Genomic DNA, 15,914 nt, shown 5'->3' with positions numbered 1-15,914 from the left:
ATATTTTATCATATCAGGATGCCCTGTGCAGGAGCACCGCCATTTTTTCAACGAGCGGCCTTCCCGTCCTCACGTTGAGGGGCTTGGGGTTTCCTGTCTACGAAGCTCTATTTTCTAACGAATATGATATTTTTAAAACCTGACCCGCCCTCTTCTGTCCAGTTGCGTTCGAATTCAATTATAAACCCCGCGTTTTTAAAAAAACTGGTAATGGCAGGTTCTGACTCGTCGCTGACTTCAATCGCCACAGATCTTAATTTGGGATTTTGCACGGTCTCGATCATCCCCAAGATCAGATTCTCTTCTGCTCCGTCGACATCTATTTTAATATAATCAGGATATAATTGAGTCATATTCACAAACTGATCTAAAGAAATAGATAAGGTATTATACGCTACCATATCATATTTATTTCTTCCTTTGATAAAATGATATTGCGAAGGCTCTTGAAATGAATGCAAGCCAAAACCATTAGATAATGCCAAATAATATTGATCAACCTTCTGAATATTATTGATACTAATATTGTAAGCCAAATTGAATGAAGACTCCAAAGCGAGATCAAAGGCGATAATTTTATCAGGGCCGTCTGCTTTTAAGGCGGCATAGAGAGTTTCAGTTCCAAAAGATGCCCCTACATCAAAAAAAGTACATCCTGTTTCAAAGGCGTCGATCCAATCCAGGATTTCCGGTTCTCTCTCTTCCCAATCCTTAAAGGTGTTATAGACTCCGACTTCATTCAATGGCATAATAACTTTTATAGGAACTCCCCGGACTATTTGTTGAGGAGTAGGAAGAATCCGCCCATAAAAATCAAATATTCGCTTCGAAAATCTGGTCTTTTCAATGAAAAACGCCAGAATGGCATTTATCGGACCAAATACTATTTTTTCCAACAGCCTGGCTGCTGATCGAGGTTGCATCATCTCATTGGGCATAAGATATCTCTTGAGCTGAGGTCCGGGAAAAGAAATTAAGGATAACTTATTTATTATGTTATGAAATAGCCAATATCGCCTCTATTTATTCTGAAGGCCTTAACCCTACCAAGTTTAAACCAATATCCGACAAAATACCATATAGTTGCCTTCATCTGTCGTGATTGGGTGATCTGGTGAATGTCCATAAATCGTCCTTTCATGCCAAGTAATCCCAGCCTCGGCTGAGAGCCATGCAGGTAGGTGTGGCTGGGACTCCCGCCTTGCCCGAATTATATCATGTCACTGCCCTGAGGGTAGCCGGACGGTCGCATCGCAAAAGACATTTCTGGCAGCCCTGCGAGCCTTACGGCAGGAAGAACCCCACCATACCTCAATTATTCCATTCTTCAGTCACTATGAAAAAAAATTAGTCAGCGCTTAACATATCTCTAATTTTCCACTGTTAAACTTCACGTGCACATAAAACATAAATCCATAAAAAGGAGTGCCAATGCTTGAGCACAACCTGCACTTGGACACCAGAGTTACTACGGATATGACTCAGCTAACTCTGACCCCTTCCTCTGCGACACCAGGGGACTGTCGCCCTTCTTCCTGCCAATTCTTGGCGCCGTTACAACCCACCATAGCTTCATGGCAACGCCGCTTCCACCAGGGGGTCAATCAGGTAATCATTCGGTTTCATAACGGCTACGGGGCGCTTATTTCGGGAAATCGACTGCTGGAAGGCATTTATGAGATTGCGCCTCTACGGTTTCATGGGGGCGGCCCGGATGACTATGAGCACTATTTTCGCTCCCACGTGCCCGATCTAACCTGGTCCTCGGACCGCGACGAGCTGGTACGGGTTTGCGAGCAAATTTCCCGCTTGCTTCCCGCGGTCACGGTTTAAGCGCTCTGGCCGGTTCGAGCTTTCACCCGATCCTCTAAGAATCTCTAGCCAACGCATCTTTTCCCTGCTATCCGAACTTACCTGCCTCTCGGCCCCAAACGGCCACCCCTGTTAAAAACTCCTTAAAAGCCACTGAAGCACTTCTCGCAGCAGTTCTTTCACCGTTTTTGTTGGCGCCAAAAATCTCTTGCAGGTTGATCCCGCCCCCTTTACACTGGTTCCCGGTCATGGCATAACCTCCATCAGTTCGGATTTGGGTGATCTTGGTCGATACACCCACATGCCATGACCTTCTGATTATCTCATCTCTTTTTGCAGAACCTTCTGTACACTACCTATTTCGAAAATAATTTGGCCGGAGTCTAACAGAACCTAAAGGAAGTCGCTAAGGACAAAAAATAACCCTAAAAGATGGGGGAATCATGCTGCCAAAGAATCTGCTTTATTTGCTTGGGGCCCTGATGTTTATCCTCTGGGCGGGCCAGCCGGGCCAAAGCCAATCTACCCCTGAGATACCCCTGAAGAAGAAAACCTGCGGTGACCTGTGGCCGGTGAAGCAGGATAAAAAGTGGGGCTATGTAGACAAGACCGGTCAGCTCATCATTCCATTTAAATTTGATCATGCCTATGATTTTTCCGAAGGCCTGGCGGCAGTAGAGATTAAAGAGAAAACCGGCTATATCGATAAGACCGGCAAATTCGTCATCCCGCCCCGATTTATTTCGGGCTTTCCTTTCTCTGATGGGATGGCTCTCGTAGTTATTCGCCGTTCCGAGAAAGATAAATACCCCATGAACAAGTTAGGCTATATTGATAAGTCGGGCAAATTGGCGATCCAGCTTAAAGAAACGCTGGATTCAAAATCGTTACATGTCACTTACAAAGGACTGTACTTCTCCGAAGGATTGGTCTACATAGAGCATGGTAAATTGGGCTATATCGATAAAGCTGGCAAGACGATTATTCCTCCCCAATACAATGATACCCAACCTTTTTCCGAAGGTCTGGCAGCTGTGAAGCTTGAAGATAAATACGGCTACATCGACAGGTCCGGAAAGATGGTTATTCCCCCCCAGTTTAGTGATGCCGGCCCGTTTTCTGAAGGCCTGGCCCCGGTCCAGATCGATTCTCACGGGGATCAAGAAGGCTATATTGATAAATCCGGCAAGCTGGTAATCAGTGGAGGAGAATTTAGTGCGGCCAGGGCGTTTTCCGAGGGTCTGGCTGCAGTCCGGGGCAAGAACGACAAATATGGCTTTATTGACAAAACCGGCAAATTTGTCATCCCGCCCCGGTACGATCGCGTGAGTGATTTTTCTGAAGGATTGGCTGCGGTTCAGTCATTCGATGTCAGCTGGCCCGGCGACTTGTCCTATATTGACCATACGGGTCAAATTATCATCAAATCGATATCGAGTTTTCCCAACAGCCCCATGAAGACTGAATTCGATCTACATAACTACCGGTTTTGTGGCGGGGTCGCCTTGGTGAACCTGGGGAAGACCGAAGACGAAGACGCCATGGCTTATATCAACAAAGAAGGAAAATTCATCTGGCCCAAGGTCGCTCCGTCAAAGTAAGAATTGCGCTATCGACCATCGTCAAATGTCATGGCTTTCATGTGCTTCGCCCTGTTGATTCTCCGTAACCTATGGCTTGCTCCAAATTCGGAGTTCCGTGAGTCTATCTGCTATTTTTGAAAACTTTATCTCCCCACATCACTGTCTATGGCTACATCTTTTCCGTAGACCAGCCTTTAAATCAAACCGCACGGGCAGCGGAAATATTTAAAATCTCCAAGGTAAGCCCCTCGTGTCGCACCGGCAGGTGATTCAATATCTATTATCCCGGCTGCCCGGCGTTTTCTAAAATCTTGCGGGGCTGGGCGTTAGGAGTAAGTTCCAGACGGTAGAGGTCAGCTCGGGAGCGATCACCCGGGAGCAGTTGGTCTTTCTCAAAGACAATAGCCGCTCCTCTATCCACAAAAATCGGTGCCGATCCTTCGGCCATCATGCGTCGGGAGGCGTGGGGATGAACCGTGGGAGCTGAACCGGATCGATATCGGGCGCACGTGTTCCCCACAGGCGTGGGGATGAACCGGTGGACGCTCGCTCACAAGAGAAAGCCCGTATCAAGCCCGATAATCCCTTCGCCCCTCTTCTATCATGCCGTGGACGTCCGGAGCGACATGAATCTTGCCCACAAGCGCGAGGGCCTCTTTCCCCATTGCCAACGGCATTGCATCAGATATCTTCTCGTTGGAATCGACGGTATTTCCGTTTAGCCCCGGGAACGAGGTCCTTTTCGCAAACAATGTGGTGGCCAGTCTTCCGACCAGCGGCGTGAACATCATCGTGTTACAGACTTTTGACAACGATACCTCCGCCATCCCGCCAATCCCAGCAAGCCGGAACCCAAAAGAAGAACGGTGGGGGGAAGGGGGATTGTCGTGATTTCGAAGTTCGATTCAGTGAACGTAGGGATTGCTGCACGGCCGCCGTCACCAATAAGGTTTGTCATCCGAAATAGGATCTTCAAGTCGGCAGTAGCGTCGTTCAGATCCGTAGAGTATACCAGGCGGGGCAGGTCGAGACCCTGGTTAAAGTAAATGAAAAATCCTGCTCCCGGAGAAGTGATCCGACCTGCGATTAGGTTGGCGGCTGACCGCCTTGAGGGCCTTTTTCACGTCCTTGTTATCCGCATAGGACCCGGCAAGGGTTTGAAGCTCAAGCGGAGACATGAAATAGAGGGTGGTTGACTTCACTTTCTCAGTTGATTTGGCATCCAGTTTCACCAAGGCATCGACGATTTTCTTGGCCCCTTCTTCAGCATCATTGGCCGAAAGATTGGCAGCCATCATTTCCTTGACGAGGGGTTCAAACAACAAACGGGTCCTTTCCCCCTTGAAGTGCTCAGGGGAAATGTCCTTGGCCAGCTCGCGAATCGCCCGTTTCCATGATTGGCTCGATACTCGTGCCCGCTGGACGCCGCCAAAGACGGCCGTCTTGGGTGAATTCAGATCGTCGCGGTTGAGGCAGGCAACGGGAACGGATTGAATGATGTGCAGTTCCAGGTGCTTCATGGGACATTCTCCTTATGGGGTTCCTATAGGACCAGGTTGATTGGCGCAAGCAGAAGCAGGCCGAAACCGAAGCTCTTGGCGCTGCCGAGGCCGGCATGATAGGTTCCGATAAACCTTTCCGGGTCAGTCACTTCCATGATTCCCCGAAACTGGACCCCGCCGTGGTAGCCTGACTGCCCTTGCTTGCGAAAATAGCTTTCTGCCATTGGACTGATTTCGAGAGGCTTTTCTGTTACGATTCGAAATCCGCCAGGTACATCCAAACCTGTGTCCTTGTCCCGGCATCTCACGTTGCCTTTGTGAATAAGCCAGGCGCCTAGCTCTTCCGGTTTAACCAAGGGCACGCGCTTGCCATTCTTTCGCTTGCCGTTAGCGCGTCGCAATGTTTCTCCGTTTGGTCCCCGCTGCACAATGGTCTTTACCGGGTTGGCCTGCAAGTCAAAGGCATAGTAGCGATGAGAGAAGAAAGAGGCGGCAATTTCCTTGAGGGCAAAGCTCTCAGGTGGGCACCATGGTGGCTGCATTGGTTTTCTCCGGGCCAGAATCCAAAGCCTGAAGGCCCCTTCGAGTTGATCGATTCGAGTCAGGAAATCCCGTTTGGTATCCGGAGTATCAGGGTAACACTCCCACAGCCTTTGGTGCCAGGCGTAGCTGTCAGAAATGCCTTCGGCCCGGGCGATTTCCACATCAACTTCCAATCGGGCCAGCCAGCTCATGTCGCCTCCTCCTTATCTGGAGATGGTTTCACTGCCCAGAAAGAGCTCGCCCATTCGATCTTGGTGCGGTCGCCCCAGGCTTTCAGGTCGCGCTCTAGCTTGGCATAGTTGACCGGAATCGGAACTTTCTGTGATCTTGCCAGGAGAACCAGCCGCAAGACGCGATCATGCAACTCGGCCGGGGTGTCGGCGGTGAGCAAATGCTGGAATCGCCGTTCGGTCGGCGTCAGCTTTTTGTCATCGCTGTTATCACCCCGCTCTTTCTCGATAACTTTACAGGTAGCGCCGAAATTTCTTCCTGTGGAGGTGTCTTCGGGATGGACCGCGAAGAGTCCGGCCACAAAAGCTTTAACCCTGTCATTGATCGGCACCCCCAGACGATTCAAGGCAGGCCAGGCCCGATGTTTTTTGCTCTCGACATGCACACAGCGCAGGTTGGCCATCATGCCCCGGTCATCTTTGTATTTGTGGAGTCGTTCAAGAAGCCGGCTCATACTTCCTCCCCCTTAGCTTCATGGGTATTCGCGTTAGTTTCAATCCATACCGCGGTCAGTTTCTGCCACCCTTTGACAAAAGCTCGCAACTGCCGTGGGGTCTCCTGCCCGCAGGCGATCCGGTAGGCATCACAGGCCGCAGAGAAGAGCATTCTTCGCCAGGCCTCGCGGGTGGGGACGGCGGCATCGGTGCCAATGGTTTTGAGGTGATCCATCAAAAGCGGGAGATTCTTTTCGACGGTGGTCCAGTAAGAGAGGAATGCGGCTTGGGCCAACCTTTCTTTCAGGACATTTTGTTCTTTGGCTTGGGTTCTCTTGACGCGAGGCTTCCAATCGTTATCGATCGTTTGGCGATAATCTTCTATGGCCCAGCGAAGTTTTCGGGAGCAACCCTCAGCCCCTAAAACTTTATCCTCTCCAGTGACCTCAGTCTGATAGGCGGAAAGATGGGTTAGGAATGCCGGGAAAATATGGAAGACGGATTCTAAAGCGATGTCCATGGAAGCCTGATCCCGAGTAATTGCACATACATGAAAATCGAACTCGGTATCGTAAGGTGTATTCTCCATAGCCAACGGGCCGCCGAGTCCTTCTGCTGAACGCTTTATGAGTAGCGAGGACAACTCTCGCCATAATGCTTTTTTCGGCTCTACCTTTACGACCTTCCGTTCTGTTGTTTCCGCACCCTTTTTGTCCTTTTTCGTAATCAACCGAACAGCCGCCGTTGGCTCTGAGGCAAACCCATCCTTGTAAGTGTCGTACCTGAATCCGTTACAACAATACATTTGGTCTGAGCCCTGAATCAGACGAATCCATCGTGATATCGGCACCAGCCGCCCAAGGTAGGTTTTCGTGGCATTGATCACTCTGTCCGATTCCTTCTCAGGCGATTCAGGGAAGAACTCCCAGACAGGCCCCCCTAAAGCAATATCGGAATAGTTGCCACTCTTCTTTTGGTCAGTTGAGAAAGTCCTGTAATGCCGTTTAATGTTTTCAAAGGTCGGCAGATTAAAATGCGTTGTTTCTGCCAACGATCTGCCGCGCAGCAAACAATGCGCCATGGACTGAGACAGACACGGGGCATCCGGGTTCCCAACCTGAGAAGTTCTCGTGGTCTCCCATTGCGCCACCGGCGAGCCCCCGCCGGAGGAGAAATTCTGGAAAGTCAGTAAGTTCAAGGTAATACGTTCAGGCTCGATTTGGCGGGAGTTCATTTGTCCGCCATGGTCGAAGAGGGTCGAATTATTCCCGGTGGCCAGTTCAAAATCAAGGAGTGACACAGGAGAGGTCTTTCCTGAATCTTCAGCTCCTTTGTCTACCCCTTTTAACCCTGCTACCTGCAACCAGGGCTTTTCCGGATGGAACAACTCAAAAGAACATTCCCAATCCATCAGGTAATTTTCAACGGCGCCAGGCAGGTTTTTCGGGACGTTAAGCCATTCGTCATAATCTTTAGGCCCGTTGAGCGCGGCATGGGCGACACAGAGCAAGAGCCTCATCAAGGAGACCCGCTCATGCGGGCGGACTGCGAGATCGGCAAACTGTTCGCCTTCGGTAAGGACGGTGTACAGGCTCGCCAGGGTTGGGCGGCCCGTAGTGGTTACCACGGGTATCCACGGATCAAAGGCAACATTCATATTTCCTCCTAAGTGAATGTTTTTTCGATAACCAGCCCGAGGTCTTCAGAAAAGGAAAGCCGGGTCCCTCTCTTTAATCCCTGCACTGCAACTGCTCCCCCTTCGGCAACGATTCCGAGGCATTGCTTGCCGTGGAGATAATCAGCAAAAGCCGGGCAGGGCTCAATGTGATCAAAGCAGGACTCCGGAACTTTCACCAGGTTCTTGTGAATCGCCTGGGCGGTAGCAAGTCGGTACCTCTCGTTGCCGAGAAGGCCTTTTGACTGATCGATAAAGACTGCTTCCTGAGCGGTGAGTTTTCGACAGAGCACCAGTGCTAACGTCGGTACCTCGTTGAGACGGGTTTGCACCCCTTCTTCGTCTTCACGCGCCAACTGCCAGAGGTTTGAGTTTCGAGAGGCGATCATTTTTTTGGCCGAGTCCGTTGCGAACCAGTCGAAGGAAAGCTGCAGCCATGAATCGGGCTCTGTATCCCTGTCCTCGTAGGTGGATTCGATCAACTGCCGTATCTGGGACGGTACTGACACTACCCCGGGCTCTTTACTCAGATTCTGCCAGACTTCCAGGGACCGAAGAAGAATGAACGGAGCGTACACCAGGGCTTTGTTCCCGAGCGTCTTCTTTATCTCTTCGGGCTCCATCCGGCGCAACTCATCAAGGTTCTTCACTTCTTCGAGAATGCAGAGCCGGGCTGAATCAACGGGGAGTCCCTCCCGTTCATGCCGCCAAAGCCGCCCGAGGCGTTGAAGCAGCATATCGGTTGGCGCCAACTCGGTGATCAGCAGATCGGCGTCCAGATCTACGCTCTGCTCAACTACCTGGGTCGAGACCAGGATGGAGCCGCAGCGAGTTTTGCCATCCTTGCCAAACCGTTCCATCCATTCGGTTTCAAGCTGTTCACGCCTCCAAAAAGGGAATCGGGAGTGCAGAAGCCCGATAGGGAACTCTTGCCGGGTCGGATTCGTGAGCTGTTGATACCGCCTCTGAGCCGCATCGACGGTGTTGCATATCCACAGGACCGCCCCACCTTTCCGGGCCAGAGCAATCGCCTCTTCCCATGCTTCTCCCGCGGAAACAAAGTCCACCCTGACCTCTCGCGATTTGGGAGGTGAGGCTGAGACAGGGTCGAGGCAAACGCCTTTATTGCGCCCGGTGATGAGGGGATAGGGCAGTCCGCCATCATCCGGGGCAGCAAGCGAACCAGTCCCGCCCCGCCCGCGCATCATCGGGTGTTGCTTCATGCCTATCGGTCGCTGCCGGGTGAATCGGGCAGTCAGTCTGGGGGGAAAGCCAGGAATTGCCATGGATAAGACGGCTTGTTGATGCTTCGTCGGGTGATATTCGACGCAGGAATTCATTCATGCGAAGGTGAATTCGATTGCTGGTCATCTGCGTTGGCAACGCAAAATAGATTCCCGTGGCTTTTCGGGAAAGAAGCAAACGATAGGCCGCCCAGAGCGCAGCTTCGGTTTTGCCCATACCCATTGGCGCTTCGACCACGTAAACCCCTGGACCGGTCACAGTGGCAACGGTTTTCTCCTGCATTTCATTGGGGACCCATTCAATTTCGGGTCTTTCAGAGTCATGGAACAGGCCATGAAAAGAGAGATTATGAACAAATTGAATCGGTCGAAAACCGATAGCCCTGAGCGCCTCCAGGGCCAGGGCGGAGGGATCTCCAGGATCTGTACCTCGCCCGGGAGGGAAAAATCTTTCATCCGAGCCGATCCAATCGGCTACTGAGGCGAGCCCGGCAAGCCACCATAGGGCCGGCGATTCAGCGCTGATGGTGACAAATGAACTCTCCGCTTCGAAATAACGCCATGTCTGCTGGGCATTTTTTTGCCGTTCCTCATTCCATTCGATGCCGCTATTGCCTTCTGTGGTTTGCTTGATGAGAGGCGGCTTGATTCCACGAGGATTTGGAAAAAACTTCATTTTTCCATGGTGCGCACCAAGAATAGTCGATAAATACTGAGATAGATTTCTTGACGTACCTTGCTGCTCCAAAAATTCCTGAATTGCAGAATGCGAAATCTTGCCATGATCCGATTCCATCGCTGTGTCCCAGCATCCGTTGCGGGCAACCTTCGTCAGGCCATTCTCTTCAAGCCACGCTTGACATTTTCTCTGAAAACCCGGGGATATCTTGCCGAGGTCGTGGAGTGCAGCAAGCGCACCGATCTCCTTTGATCGGAAGTTAAAATATTCAAGGACCTCCGGCCACATCTCAGCGATACCGCGCGCCACACAACCCACATTTACCAGATGGTCGAAAACGGAAATACCGGGTTTCCCTTCCGGAGTGGTCTTCGCCCAAAAGTGAACCATTTATTATCCCTTTCTTCTACCGGCCAGCAGATTTCCAGGTTGAGGCTTTTACAGGCTATGAGAACGGTGTGTTTATAAAGCGGTTTAAGGGCGGATGATGCAATGAGATTTATAGGAACCGAGTTCCCATTAAATGAGGATGAATCACAAATTGTGAGAACTTTCATTCTTCATGTCGGGAGTATTCAGTAAGGAAGATTATGAGGCAACCTTGGCCACCGCAATCCAGAAATGGTTTTTGGGACCTCTTGCCCGGAAAAGATCCTCAAAAGTTTCTATTCTTGAAGCCGAATCCTCTCATCGACGCCATGATAGCACAGGCTTCCTTGAAAATGGAATTTTTTCAAAATTTTGAGCATAAAAAAAGGCTAGCCGTTTTAGGCTAACCCTTTGAAATTATTTGGTGGCGGGGCCCAGAATCGAACTGGGGACACGCGGATTTTCAGTCCGCTGCTCTACCGGCTGAGCTACCCCGCCCCCAGGTGTTTTGTTTATCCTGACATCCCGTTTTTGTCAATACAAAAACGGCCTTGCCAAATGCTGAAAACTGTGGACAATGTCACATGATAGGTGAACCCCGGGATTTTGCAGTCCGGGCCAATGCTTAGGCAAGTGCTTGACGGTCCGGTTTTGGTGTTTTCGGATTTTCACCTAACTCAGATCATAAGGACTCTTCCCGTGGCGGACCCTGCTATACTCATCGTGGGCCCTGAAGGCGCGACCCGTCGCCACTTGGCCGACATTCTGGCACGGGCCCCTTACGAGATCGACCAGTGCCAGGCGGACCAGTTGGCCGCCACCCTCCAATCCCGGCCGCTTGAACTTTTGGTGCTCATCGAAGAGGCTGGCGTAACTCAGCCGTTCATTCAGAGACTCAAGACCGATGAGGTCTCCTGGAATCTGCCCATTATCGTGGCCCTGGCTGAGTTTTCCGACGCAGCCGCAGCCTGGGTCCTGGAGGTGGGAGCGGACGAATTCCTCCTGTCGCCCTTTGAGCCCCGGGAGGTCCTGGCCCGGGTGGCGGTGGTGCTCCGCTTGCAGCATGACCGGACCCTGTTGTTGGCCTCTCACGAGGAGTTTTCCCGCATCTTCCAGGAGACCAGCCATCCCCTCTTTTTCTGCAACCGTTGGGGAACCGGGTGCAATCTCAACCCCGCTTTGCGGCGCCTCCTGGGCTACCCGGGCAAGCGCCGCACCCCGGTAACCGTGCCCCTGGAAGAGTTGCTCTACGCCACCGAAGATCGGGAGCGCTTCAGGCGCATCCTCTCCGAGCCGGGGCAAACCAGCCATATGAAACTGCACCTGGTAAACCGGGATGGCCAGCCGGTGACGGTTTTGATCAACGATTTGGCTTTACAGGGCCGTCCGGAAGAGTTGATGAGCTTCCAGGTGCAGCCGGTGGGGGCCACCTCTCCTCTGAAGCGGGCCCTCCAGGGACTGGTGGAGCACCTCTTGCCCAGCGCCAGGGACTACCTGGCTCTGCTCCAAATGACCCCGCTTTTGGGAGGCCGCTACGAGAAAATCAAAAAACTGGGGCAGGGGAATTTCGGCGAAGTGTGGCTGGTAATGGACACGGAAGCCATGGGGGGACAGCGGCGCTATGTGGCCAAAATCCCCTTTCTCAAGGCCGCCAACGCCAAGTTTCGCAAAGAAGCGGCCATTTGCCAGAAGCTGGACCCTCACCCCGGGGTGGCGCGGCTCATTGATACTTTGGAAGATGATGGTAAACTGATAATTATTCAGGAATATGTGGAGGGCCCGACCCTGGGGGACATGCTGGATCAGGAGTTGCCCCGGCCGTTGGTGGAGCGCATCATCCTGCAGCTCATCGAGGTGGTGGCCCACGCCCACAAAAACCGCATTATGCATCGAGATATTAAACCCAACAACATCATCATCCAGCCCAATGGGAATCTGAAGCTGCTGGATTTCGGGGTGGCCAAGATGCTGGGGGAAAAAGAGATCAGCGCCACCATGGTGGGGTCCCGGCCCTTTATGGCGCCCGAGCAGATCATGGGCCAGAGTGAACGCCGCAGCGACATCTGGGGCATCGGGGTGCTCATGTATCTCCTTTACACCGGGGAGTTGCCGTTCTACAGCGAAGTGGAGAAACTGCTCATCGATCAGATCTTGGAGCGGGAGCCCGTGCCCCCTCGGGAAGAGAACCCGGAGATTCCCCCGGCCCTGGAGACCATCATCCTCAAGTGTCTCAAAAAGAACCTGGCGGAGCGCTACGTCAGCGCCGTGGCCTTACGGGATGACCTGCTGCGCCAGTTCCCCCACTACGGCACCCAAGGCGGGAGGTGGCCATGGATCCATTGACCCACGTGGCCACCGGCGTTATCTGCTCTCAACTGTTGACTTCCCCGTCCCGGTGGTGGGCCGCCTTAGCCGGGGCCCTCTTCGCGGTATTGCCGGACATTGATTACTTTTTTATCTTCTGGGACCGACTGGCCTTTATTCGTTATCATCGGGGGTTCACCCACTCGCTGGTGGCCCTGCCTCTCTTTGCCCTGGCCGGAGCGCTGGCCGGACGCTTCCTGGGCGGCCCCCGCTGGTTCAAGCCCCTGTTCATCCTGGGGCTCATAGTGCTGGCCTCACACCTGCTCCTGGACCTGGCCACTTCCTATGGCACTCAGATCCTGAGCCCCTTTTCCCGGCACCGCTTCACCCTGGATTGGGTTTTTATCATCGACCCCTATCTGACCGCCCTCTTGGCGGCCGGAGCCATAAGCGTCCTGGCGTTTCATCTTTGGGGGCCCCGGTTGGGAGCCTGGTTCCTGGCCGCAGCCATGGTCTATATACTGGTATGCGGCTTCTATCACCACCGGGCCTTTACCCTGGCCCGCCAGGTATTTCAGACGGCCCATCCCCAGGAGCAGACCGTGGCGGCCCTGCCGCAACCCTTTTCTTGCCGCCGCTGGCTGCTCATTGCCGCTCGCCCGGGAGAAATCCGGCAAGCCTTTGTTCAGCTCCCCGTTGCTGCTATCCTGGAGAGGGTGACCGCGGTCAAGCCGGCAGAGACTATTATTATTCCCCCGAGCCAGGACTGCCTGGCGCTGGCCGTCGCCTATCAGGCCCCCAACCACCTGACCATACAGACCTGGACGCCGGTTGCGGCGGCCCCCGCCTACCCTCCGGAAGCCCAGAAAATTTTGGCCGGTTACCTGGAGTTTGCCCGGTTTCCCCTGCTCTGCCGGGCCGGGTCTCACGAGGGCGAACAACTGCTGGAGTGGCTGGACCTGCGCTTTTCGATCCCCGGCCGGGCCTTCCCTTTTGTCCTGCAACTGCGCCTGGATGCCCATGGCCGGCTCTCGCATTGGCTCATCGGGCGTCGGGGGTAAGGTGTAGTCAGGAGTCAGAGCCGTTATTCAGGGGTATAGGTCCCAACCAGAAATTATGAAAAGTCTGGTGGGGCGGGCTTGCGTGCCCGCCTGCTTTTTTGCGCAAGGTTGTTTCTGACCACTGGAAACTTTTTCTAACAGAGGTGTCTTGTGGCCAATCTCTTTGCCCCAATTCCTCCCCATATAGCCGAGGAAATCTTTCAAGTACTCCTGGAGACGAAGAATTTTCGTTTGGAGCGCATCGTTTCCACAGGCCAGGCCACCCCTCCGGGGGAATGGTATGACCAGGACACCCACGAGTGGGTGGTGCTCCTTACGGGCGGCGCCGGCTTGCGCTTTGAGGATGAACTCGAGCCCCGGGTGCTGCGACCCGGAGACCACCTCCTCATCCCGGCCCACTGCCGCCATCGGGTGGAGTGGACCGACACTGTCGAACCCACCGTGTGGCTGGCCTTGCATTATAATTTATCGCGCTGCCCGGCAAGTTCCGGCAGGTAACGAGTTGTTGAAAGAGCCCGCAGTCAGTTTTGGTCATGTAATCCCAGACAAACCTAAGCTCCGCTCCTCTTCAGGCCTCCTCTATCTCAACATTGCGCCATTTCATTCCCCGCCGCCGTCCCCCGCTGATCCCCTCAAACTTGGGGTACAAGGTTCTCGGTCGTTTCTGCCCCTCCTCTACGCTTTTAGGGGAGGGCTCGGCTGCCTGCTCAATTATTGTATTGTCCGGCGGACGTGACAGGGGTATTACCGTAGCTTTCGAGGGCGCAGGCAACGTCACCTCTGGCGGGTTTAGCGACTCCTTTCTATTCCTTAAGCCTTCCGCAAGTTGGTCCAGGGTGAAGTCGTAGCCCTCGATTTTCACAAACTCAAGAAAGTCATCGTTATCTTCAAAGGCTCGCGCCGTCAGCTCAAACTCCGGGTCATCCTGCAAGCGCTGGATAAATTCTTCTACGGTTTTTCTGGGTGCCAGTGGCTCCTCCACCGGCTGCTCTGTCGTCTTCTGCTCATGTTTGAATTCATCCAGGAGTTGGTCCAGAGTGAAATCATAGCCCTCGCCCTTCACAAATTCCATAAATTCATCGCTGTTTTCATAGGCTTGGGCCATTTGCTCGAACTCTGGATCATTTTGTAACCGCTGGATAAATTCTTCCATAGTTTTCATGAGCGCCTCCTGAGGAATATTATCGGTATGACGAGGGTGCAGCATGAGTTTATTTCGCACCCTGGCATGTGGCGAATGGGAGTTAATCCTGGGGATATTTTTTCCCCAAGGCTCTTAAGTTCCCCCGCTTCTCCTTCCACAGCCTTGAAACTATCTTATCTTTGTGTAAAATTAGATTAAATAATTGGCAAATGCTTATATGCCGCGCCAGGTCATGGGGTGATGGTGACGTCAGCCGCATCGGGGAACTAGCCTTGCCAGGGTTCTGCCGCTGGAGGGTAACGTACCTCGGGGTGGTTGTCCTATTAATTAAAAAGATATGGTGCGATGTTTCGTCAATATGTTACTGCCGTTCTCAGTTTGCGTCATGGCAACGGGTAATGCTGCCAGATTTTTTCGGAAAAATCTATGAACTGCCATAGAAGCCCCAAAAATTAACCAGCGATCGCCCGGTTATTAACTAATTTAATCTCCAAAAGAAGTAAAAATTAACCTGGTCTAAGAATAATTCTTGACAAGGTAGCGTGAATATTAGCATATTAGTCATAATAATTTTTCTAAAATAAAAAAAAGAAAGGAATAATTCACATGGCCAGCGAGGTGCTGAAATTAACCGCACAAATTGTTATGTCCCATGCCTCCATGAGTGAACTTACCCCCGAAGAATTGGTGGACGAAATTAAAGAGGTCTATGGTATTTTGTCTTCTTTGGAGGCTGGTTCGATCTCGGAGGAGCTCATCATGGAAAAAGCCGGCGAGGGTGAAGTTGTAAAGAAACCGCCGGTACCCTTGAAAGATATCGTCAAGGCCAAGTACGTGGTCTGCCTGGAATGTGGCAAAAAGATGAAGACCCTCAAGACCCATCTCCGCAAGGCTCACAACTTGATGCCCAAGGAATACTTCCAGAGATATGGCTTGGACCCCAAAAAATATCCGCTGGTATGCAAAGATTATTCCGAGCAACGCAGCAAAATGGCTAAAGACAGAGGCTTTGGCGAGAAGGGCGGGAGACGGAAGGCGACTACTTGATTATCTGCAGGTATACCGGACCAGACAAAATGAATCATTAATCCTGCTGTCAGGGTGCGGCAAGTATCGCTGCGTTCGACAAGATTTTGCCCAAAAAAACAGGCCGAGTGGGGGAGACCCGGCCTGTCGCTTAAGGAGAACATGGTTTATGAACTGATTAAGGGGGGGATTGGGGTACCTTAATTCAGGTTCATATTTGATTAATCTATATGCAGAAAACGTGCCTAACTCGTGACCCATGAATTAGGTTGTCTTTTCAGCATGTTACTCTTTACGGGTTTCGGTC

General features: G+C 52.3%; 16 protein-coding genes and 1 tRNA gene. 6 read left to right on the top strand and 11 right to left on the bottom strand.

The window, feature by feature from the left end; genetic code table 11:
* Positions 1–107: 107 nt before the first annotated feature.
* The gene (locus tag WC600_12355; GenBank protein ID MFA4903520.1) at positions 108–938 is read right to left on the bottom strand and encodes an FkbM family methyltransferase; all 831 of its coding nucleotides are present in this window, start codon (positions 936–938) and stop codon (positions 108–110) included.
* A gap of 493 nt (positions 939–1,431) precedes the next feature.
* Here WC600_12355 and WC600_12350 point away from each other — a divergent pair, with 493 nt between their 5' ends.
* Positions 1,432–1,833, top strand: a complete 402-nt coding sequence (locus WC600_12350) for a hypothetical protein (protein ID MFA4903519.1) — start codon at positions 1,432–1,434, stop codon at positions 1,831–1,833.
* 551 nt (positions 1,834–2,384) lie between these two features.
* On the top strand, positions 2,385–3,413 hold the full coding sequence (locus WC600_12345) for a WG repeat-containing protein (GenBank protein MFA4903518.1): 1,029 nt from the start codon (positions 2,385–2,387) through the stop codon (positions 3,411–3,413).
* Positions 3,414–3,675: 262 nt separating this feature from the next.
* Here WC600_12345 and WC600_12340 read toward each other — a convergent pair whose 3' ends face one another.
* The 9 genes from WC600_12340 to WC600_12300 all read right to left on the bottom strand — a co-directional run bounded on the left by WC600_12340 (position 3,676) and on the right by WC600_12300 (position 10,570).
* The gene (locus tag WC600_12340; GenBank protein ID MFA4903517.1) at positions 3,676–3,816 is read right to left on the bottom strand and encodes a hypothetical protein; all 141 of its coding nucleotides are present in this window, start codon (positions 3,814–3,816) and stop codon (positions 3,676–3,678) included.
* A gap of 148 nt (positions 3,817–3,964) precedes the next feature.
* Entirely contained in the window at positions 3,965–4,207 is a 243-nt protein-coding gene (locus WC600_12335) for a hypothetical protein (protein MFA4903516.1), read from the bottom strand.
* A 225-nt stretch (positions 4,208–4,432) separates the two neighbouring features.
* On the bottom strand, positions 4,433–4,915 hold the full coding sequence (locus tag WC600_12330; GenBank protein MFA4903515.1) for a type I-E CRISPR-associated protein Cas7/Cse4/CasC: 483 nt from the start codon (positions 4,913–4,915) through the stop codon (positions 4,433–4,435).
* Positions 4,916–4,938: 23 nt separating this feature from the next.
* Complete coding sequence (cas6e, locus tag WC600_12325) at positions 4,939–5,631, bottom strand: type I-E CRISPR-associated protein Cas6/Cse3/CasE (protein ID MFA4903514.1); 693 nt, start codon at positions 5,629–5,631, stop codon at positions 4,939–4,941.
* Positions 5,628–6,125: a type I-E CRISPR-associated protein Cse2/CasB gene (gene casB / locus WC600_12320; protein MFA4903513.1), complete on the bottom strand. Its 498-nt coding sequence runs from the start codon at positions 6,123–6,125 to the stop codon at positions 5,628–5,630. The genes cas6e and casB overlap by 4 nt, the downstream gene beginning before the upstream one ends.
* Positions 6,122–7,762 carry a type I-E CRISPR-associated protein Cse1/CasA gene (casA, locus tag WC600_12315; protein ID MFA4903512.1) on the bottom strand — a complete coding sequence of 547 codons (1,641 nt, stop codon included), beginning with the start codon at positions 7,760–7,762 and terminating at the stop codon, positions 6,122–6,124. Before casA ends, casB begins: the two co-directional genes overlap by 4 nt.
* A gap of 8 nt (positions 7,763–7,770) precedes the next feature.
* Positions 7,771–8,988 carry a CRISPR-associated helicase Cas3' gene (gene cas3, locus WC600_12310; GenBank protein ID MFA4903511.1) on the bottom strand — a complete coding sequence of 406 codons (1,218 nt, stop codon included), beginning with the start codon at positions 8,986–8,988 and terminating at the stop codon, positions 7,771–7,773.
* Positions 8,942–10,093, bottom strand: a complete 1,152-nt coding sequence (locus WC600_12305) for a CRISPR-associated endonuclease Cas3'' (GenBank protein MFA4903510.1) — start codon at positions 10,091–10,093, stop codon at positions 8,942–8,944. The genes cas3 and WC600_12305 overlap by 47 nt, the downstream gene beginning before the upstream one ends.
* A 401-nt stretch (positions 10,094–10,494) precedes the next feature.
* A tRNA-Phe gene (locus WC600_12300) sits at positions 10,495–10,570 on the bottom strand.
* Between the two features lie 201 nt (positions 10,571–10,771).
* Here WC600_12300 and WC600_12295 point away from each other — a divergent pair.
* The 3 genes from WC600_12295 to WC600_12285 all read left to right on the top strand — a co-directional run bounded on the left by WC600_12295 (position 10,772) and on the right by WC600_12285 (position 13,935).
* The gene (locus WC600_12295) at positions 10,772–12,415 is read left to right on the top strand and encodes a protein kinase (GenBank protein MFA4903509.1); all 1,644 of its coding nucleotides are present in this window, start codon (positions 10,772–10,774) and stop codon (positions 12,413–12,415) included.
* A complete protein-coding gene (locus WC600_12290) occupies positions 12,403–13,437 on the top strand; it encodes a metal-dependent hydrolase (GenBank protein ID MFA4903508.1) in 1,035 nt (344 codons plus the stop codon). Before WC600_12295 ends, WC600_12290 begins: the two co-directional genes overlap by 13 nt.
* Positions 13,438–13,587: 150 nt before the next feature.
* Complete coding sequence (locus WC600_12285) at positions 13,588–13,935, top strand: cupin (GenBank protein ID MFA4903507.1); 348 nt, start codon at positions 13,588–13,590, stop codon at positions 13,933–13,935.
* A gap of 70 nt (positions 13,936–14,005) precedes the next feature.
* On the opposite strand, the gene WC600_12280 is transcribed toward WC600_12285, so the two are convergent.
* Positions 14,006–14,599: a Nif11-like leader peptide family RiPP precursor gene (locus tag WC600_12280; protein MFA4903506.1), complete on the bottom strand. Its 594-nt coding sequence runs from the start codon at positions 14,597–14,599 to the stop codon at positions 14,006–14,008.
* A 588-nt stretch (positions 14,600–15,187) separates the two neighbouring features.
* Here WC600_12280 and WC600_12275 point away from each other — a divergent pair.
* Positions 15,188–15,628: a MucR family transcriptional regulator gene (locus WC600_12275; protein ID MFA4903505.1), complete on the top strand. Its 441-nt coding sequence runs from the start codon at positions 15,188–15,190 to the stop codon at positions 15,626–15,628.
* Positions 15,629–15,914 lie beyond the last annotated feature (286 nt).

The organism is Desulfobaccales bacterium (genome assembly GCA_041648175.1).
Taxonomy (GTDB): Bacteria; Desulfobacterota; Desulfobaccia; order Desulfobaccales; family 0-14-0-80-60-11; genus 0-14-0-80-60-11.
This window is presented reverse-complemented; position numbering and strand designations above follow the sequence as displayed.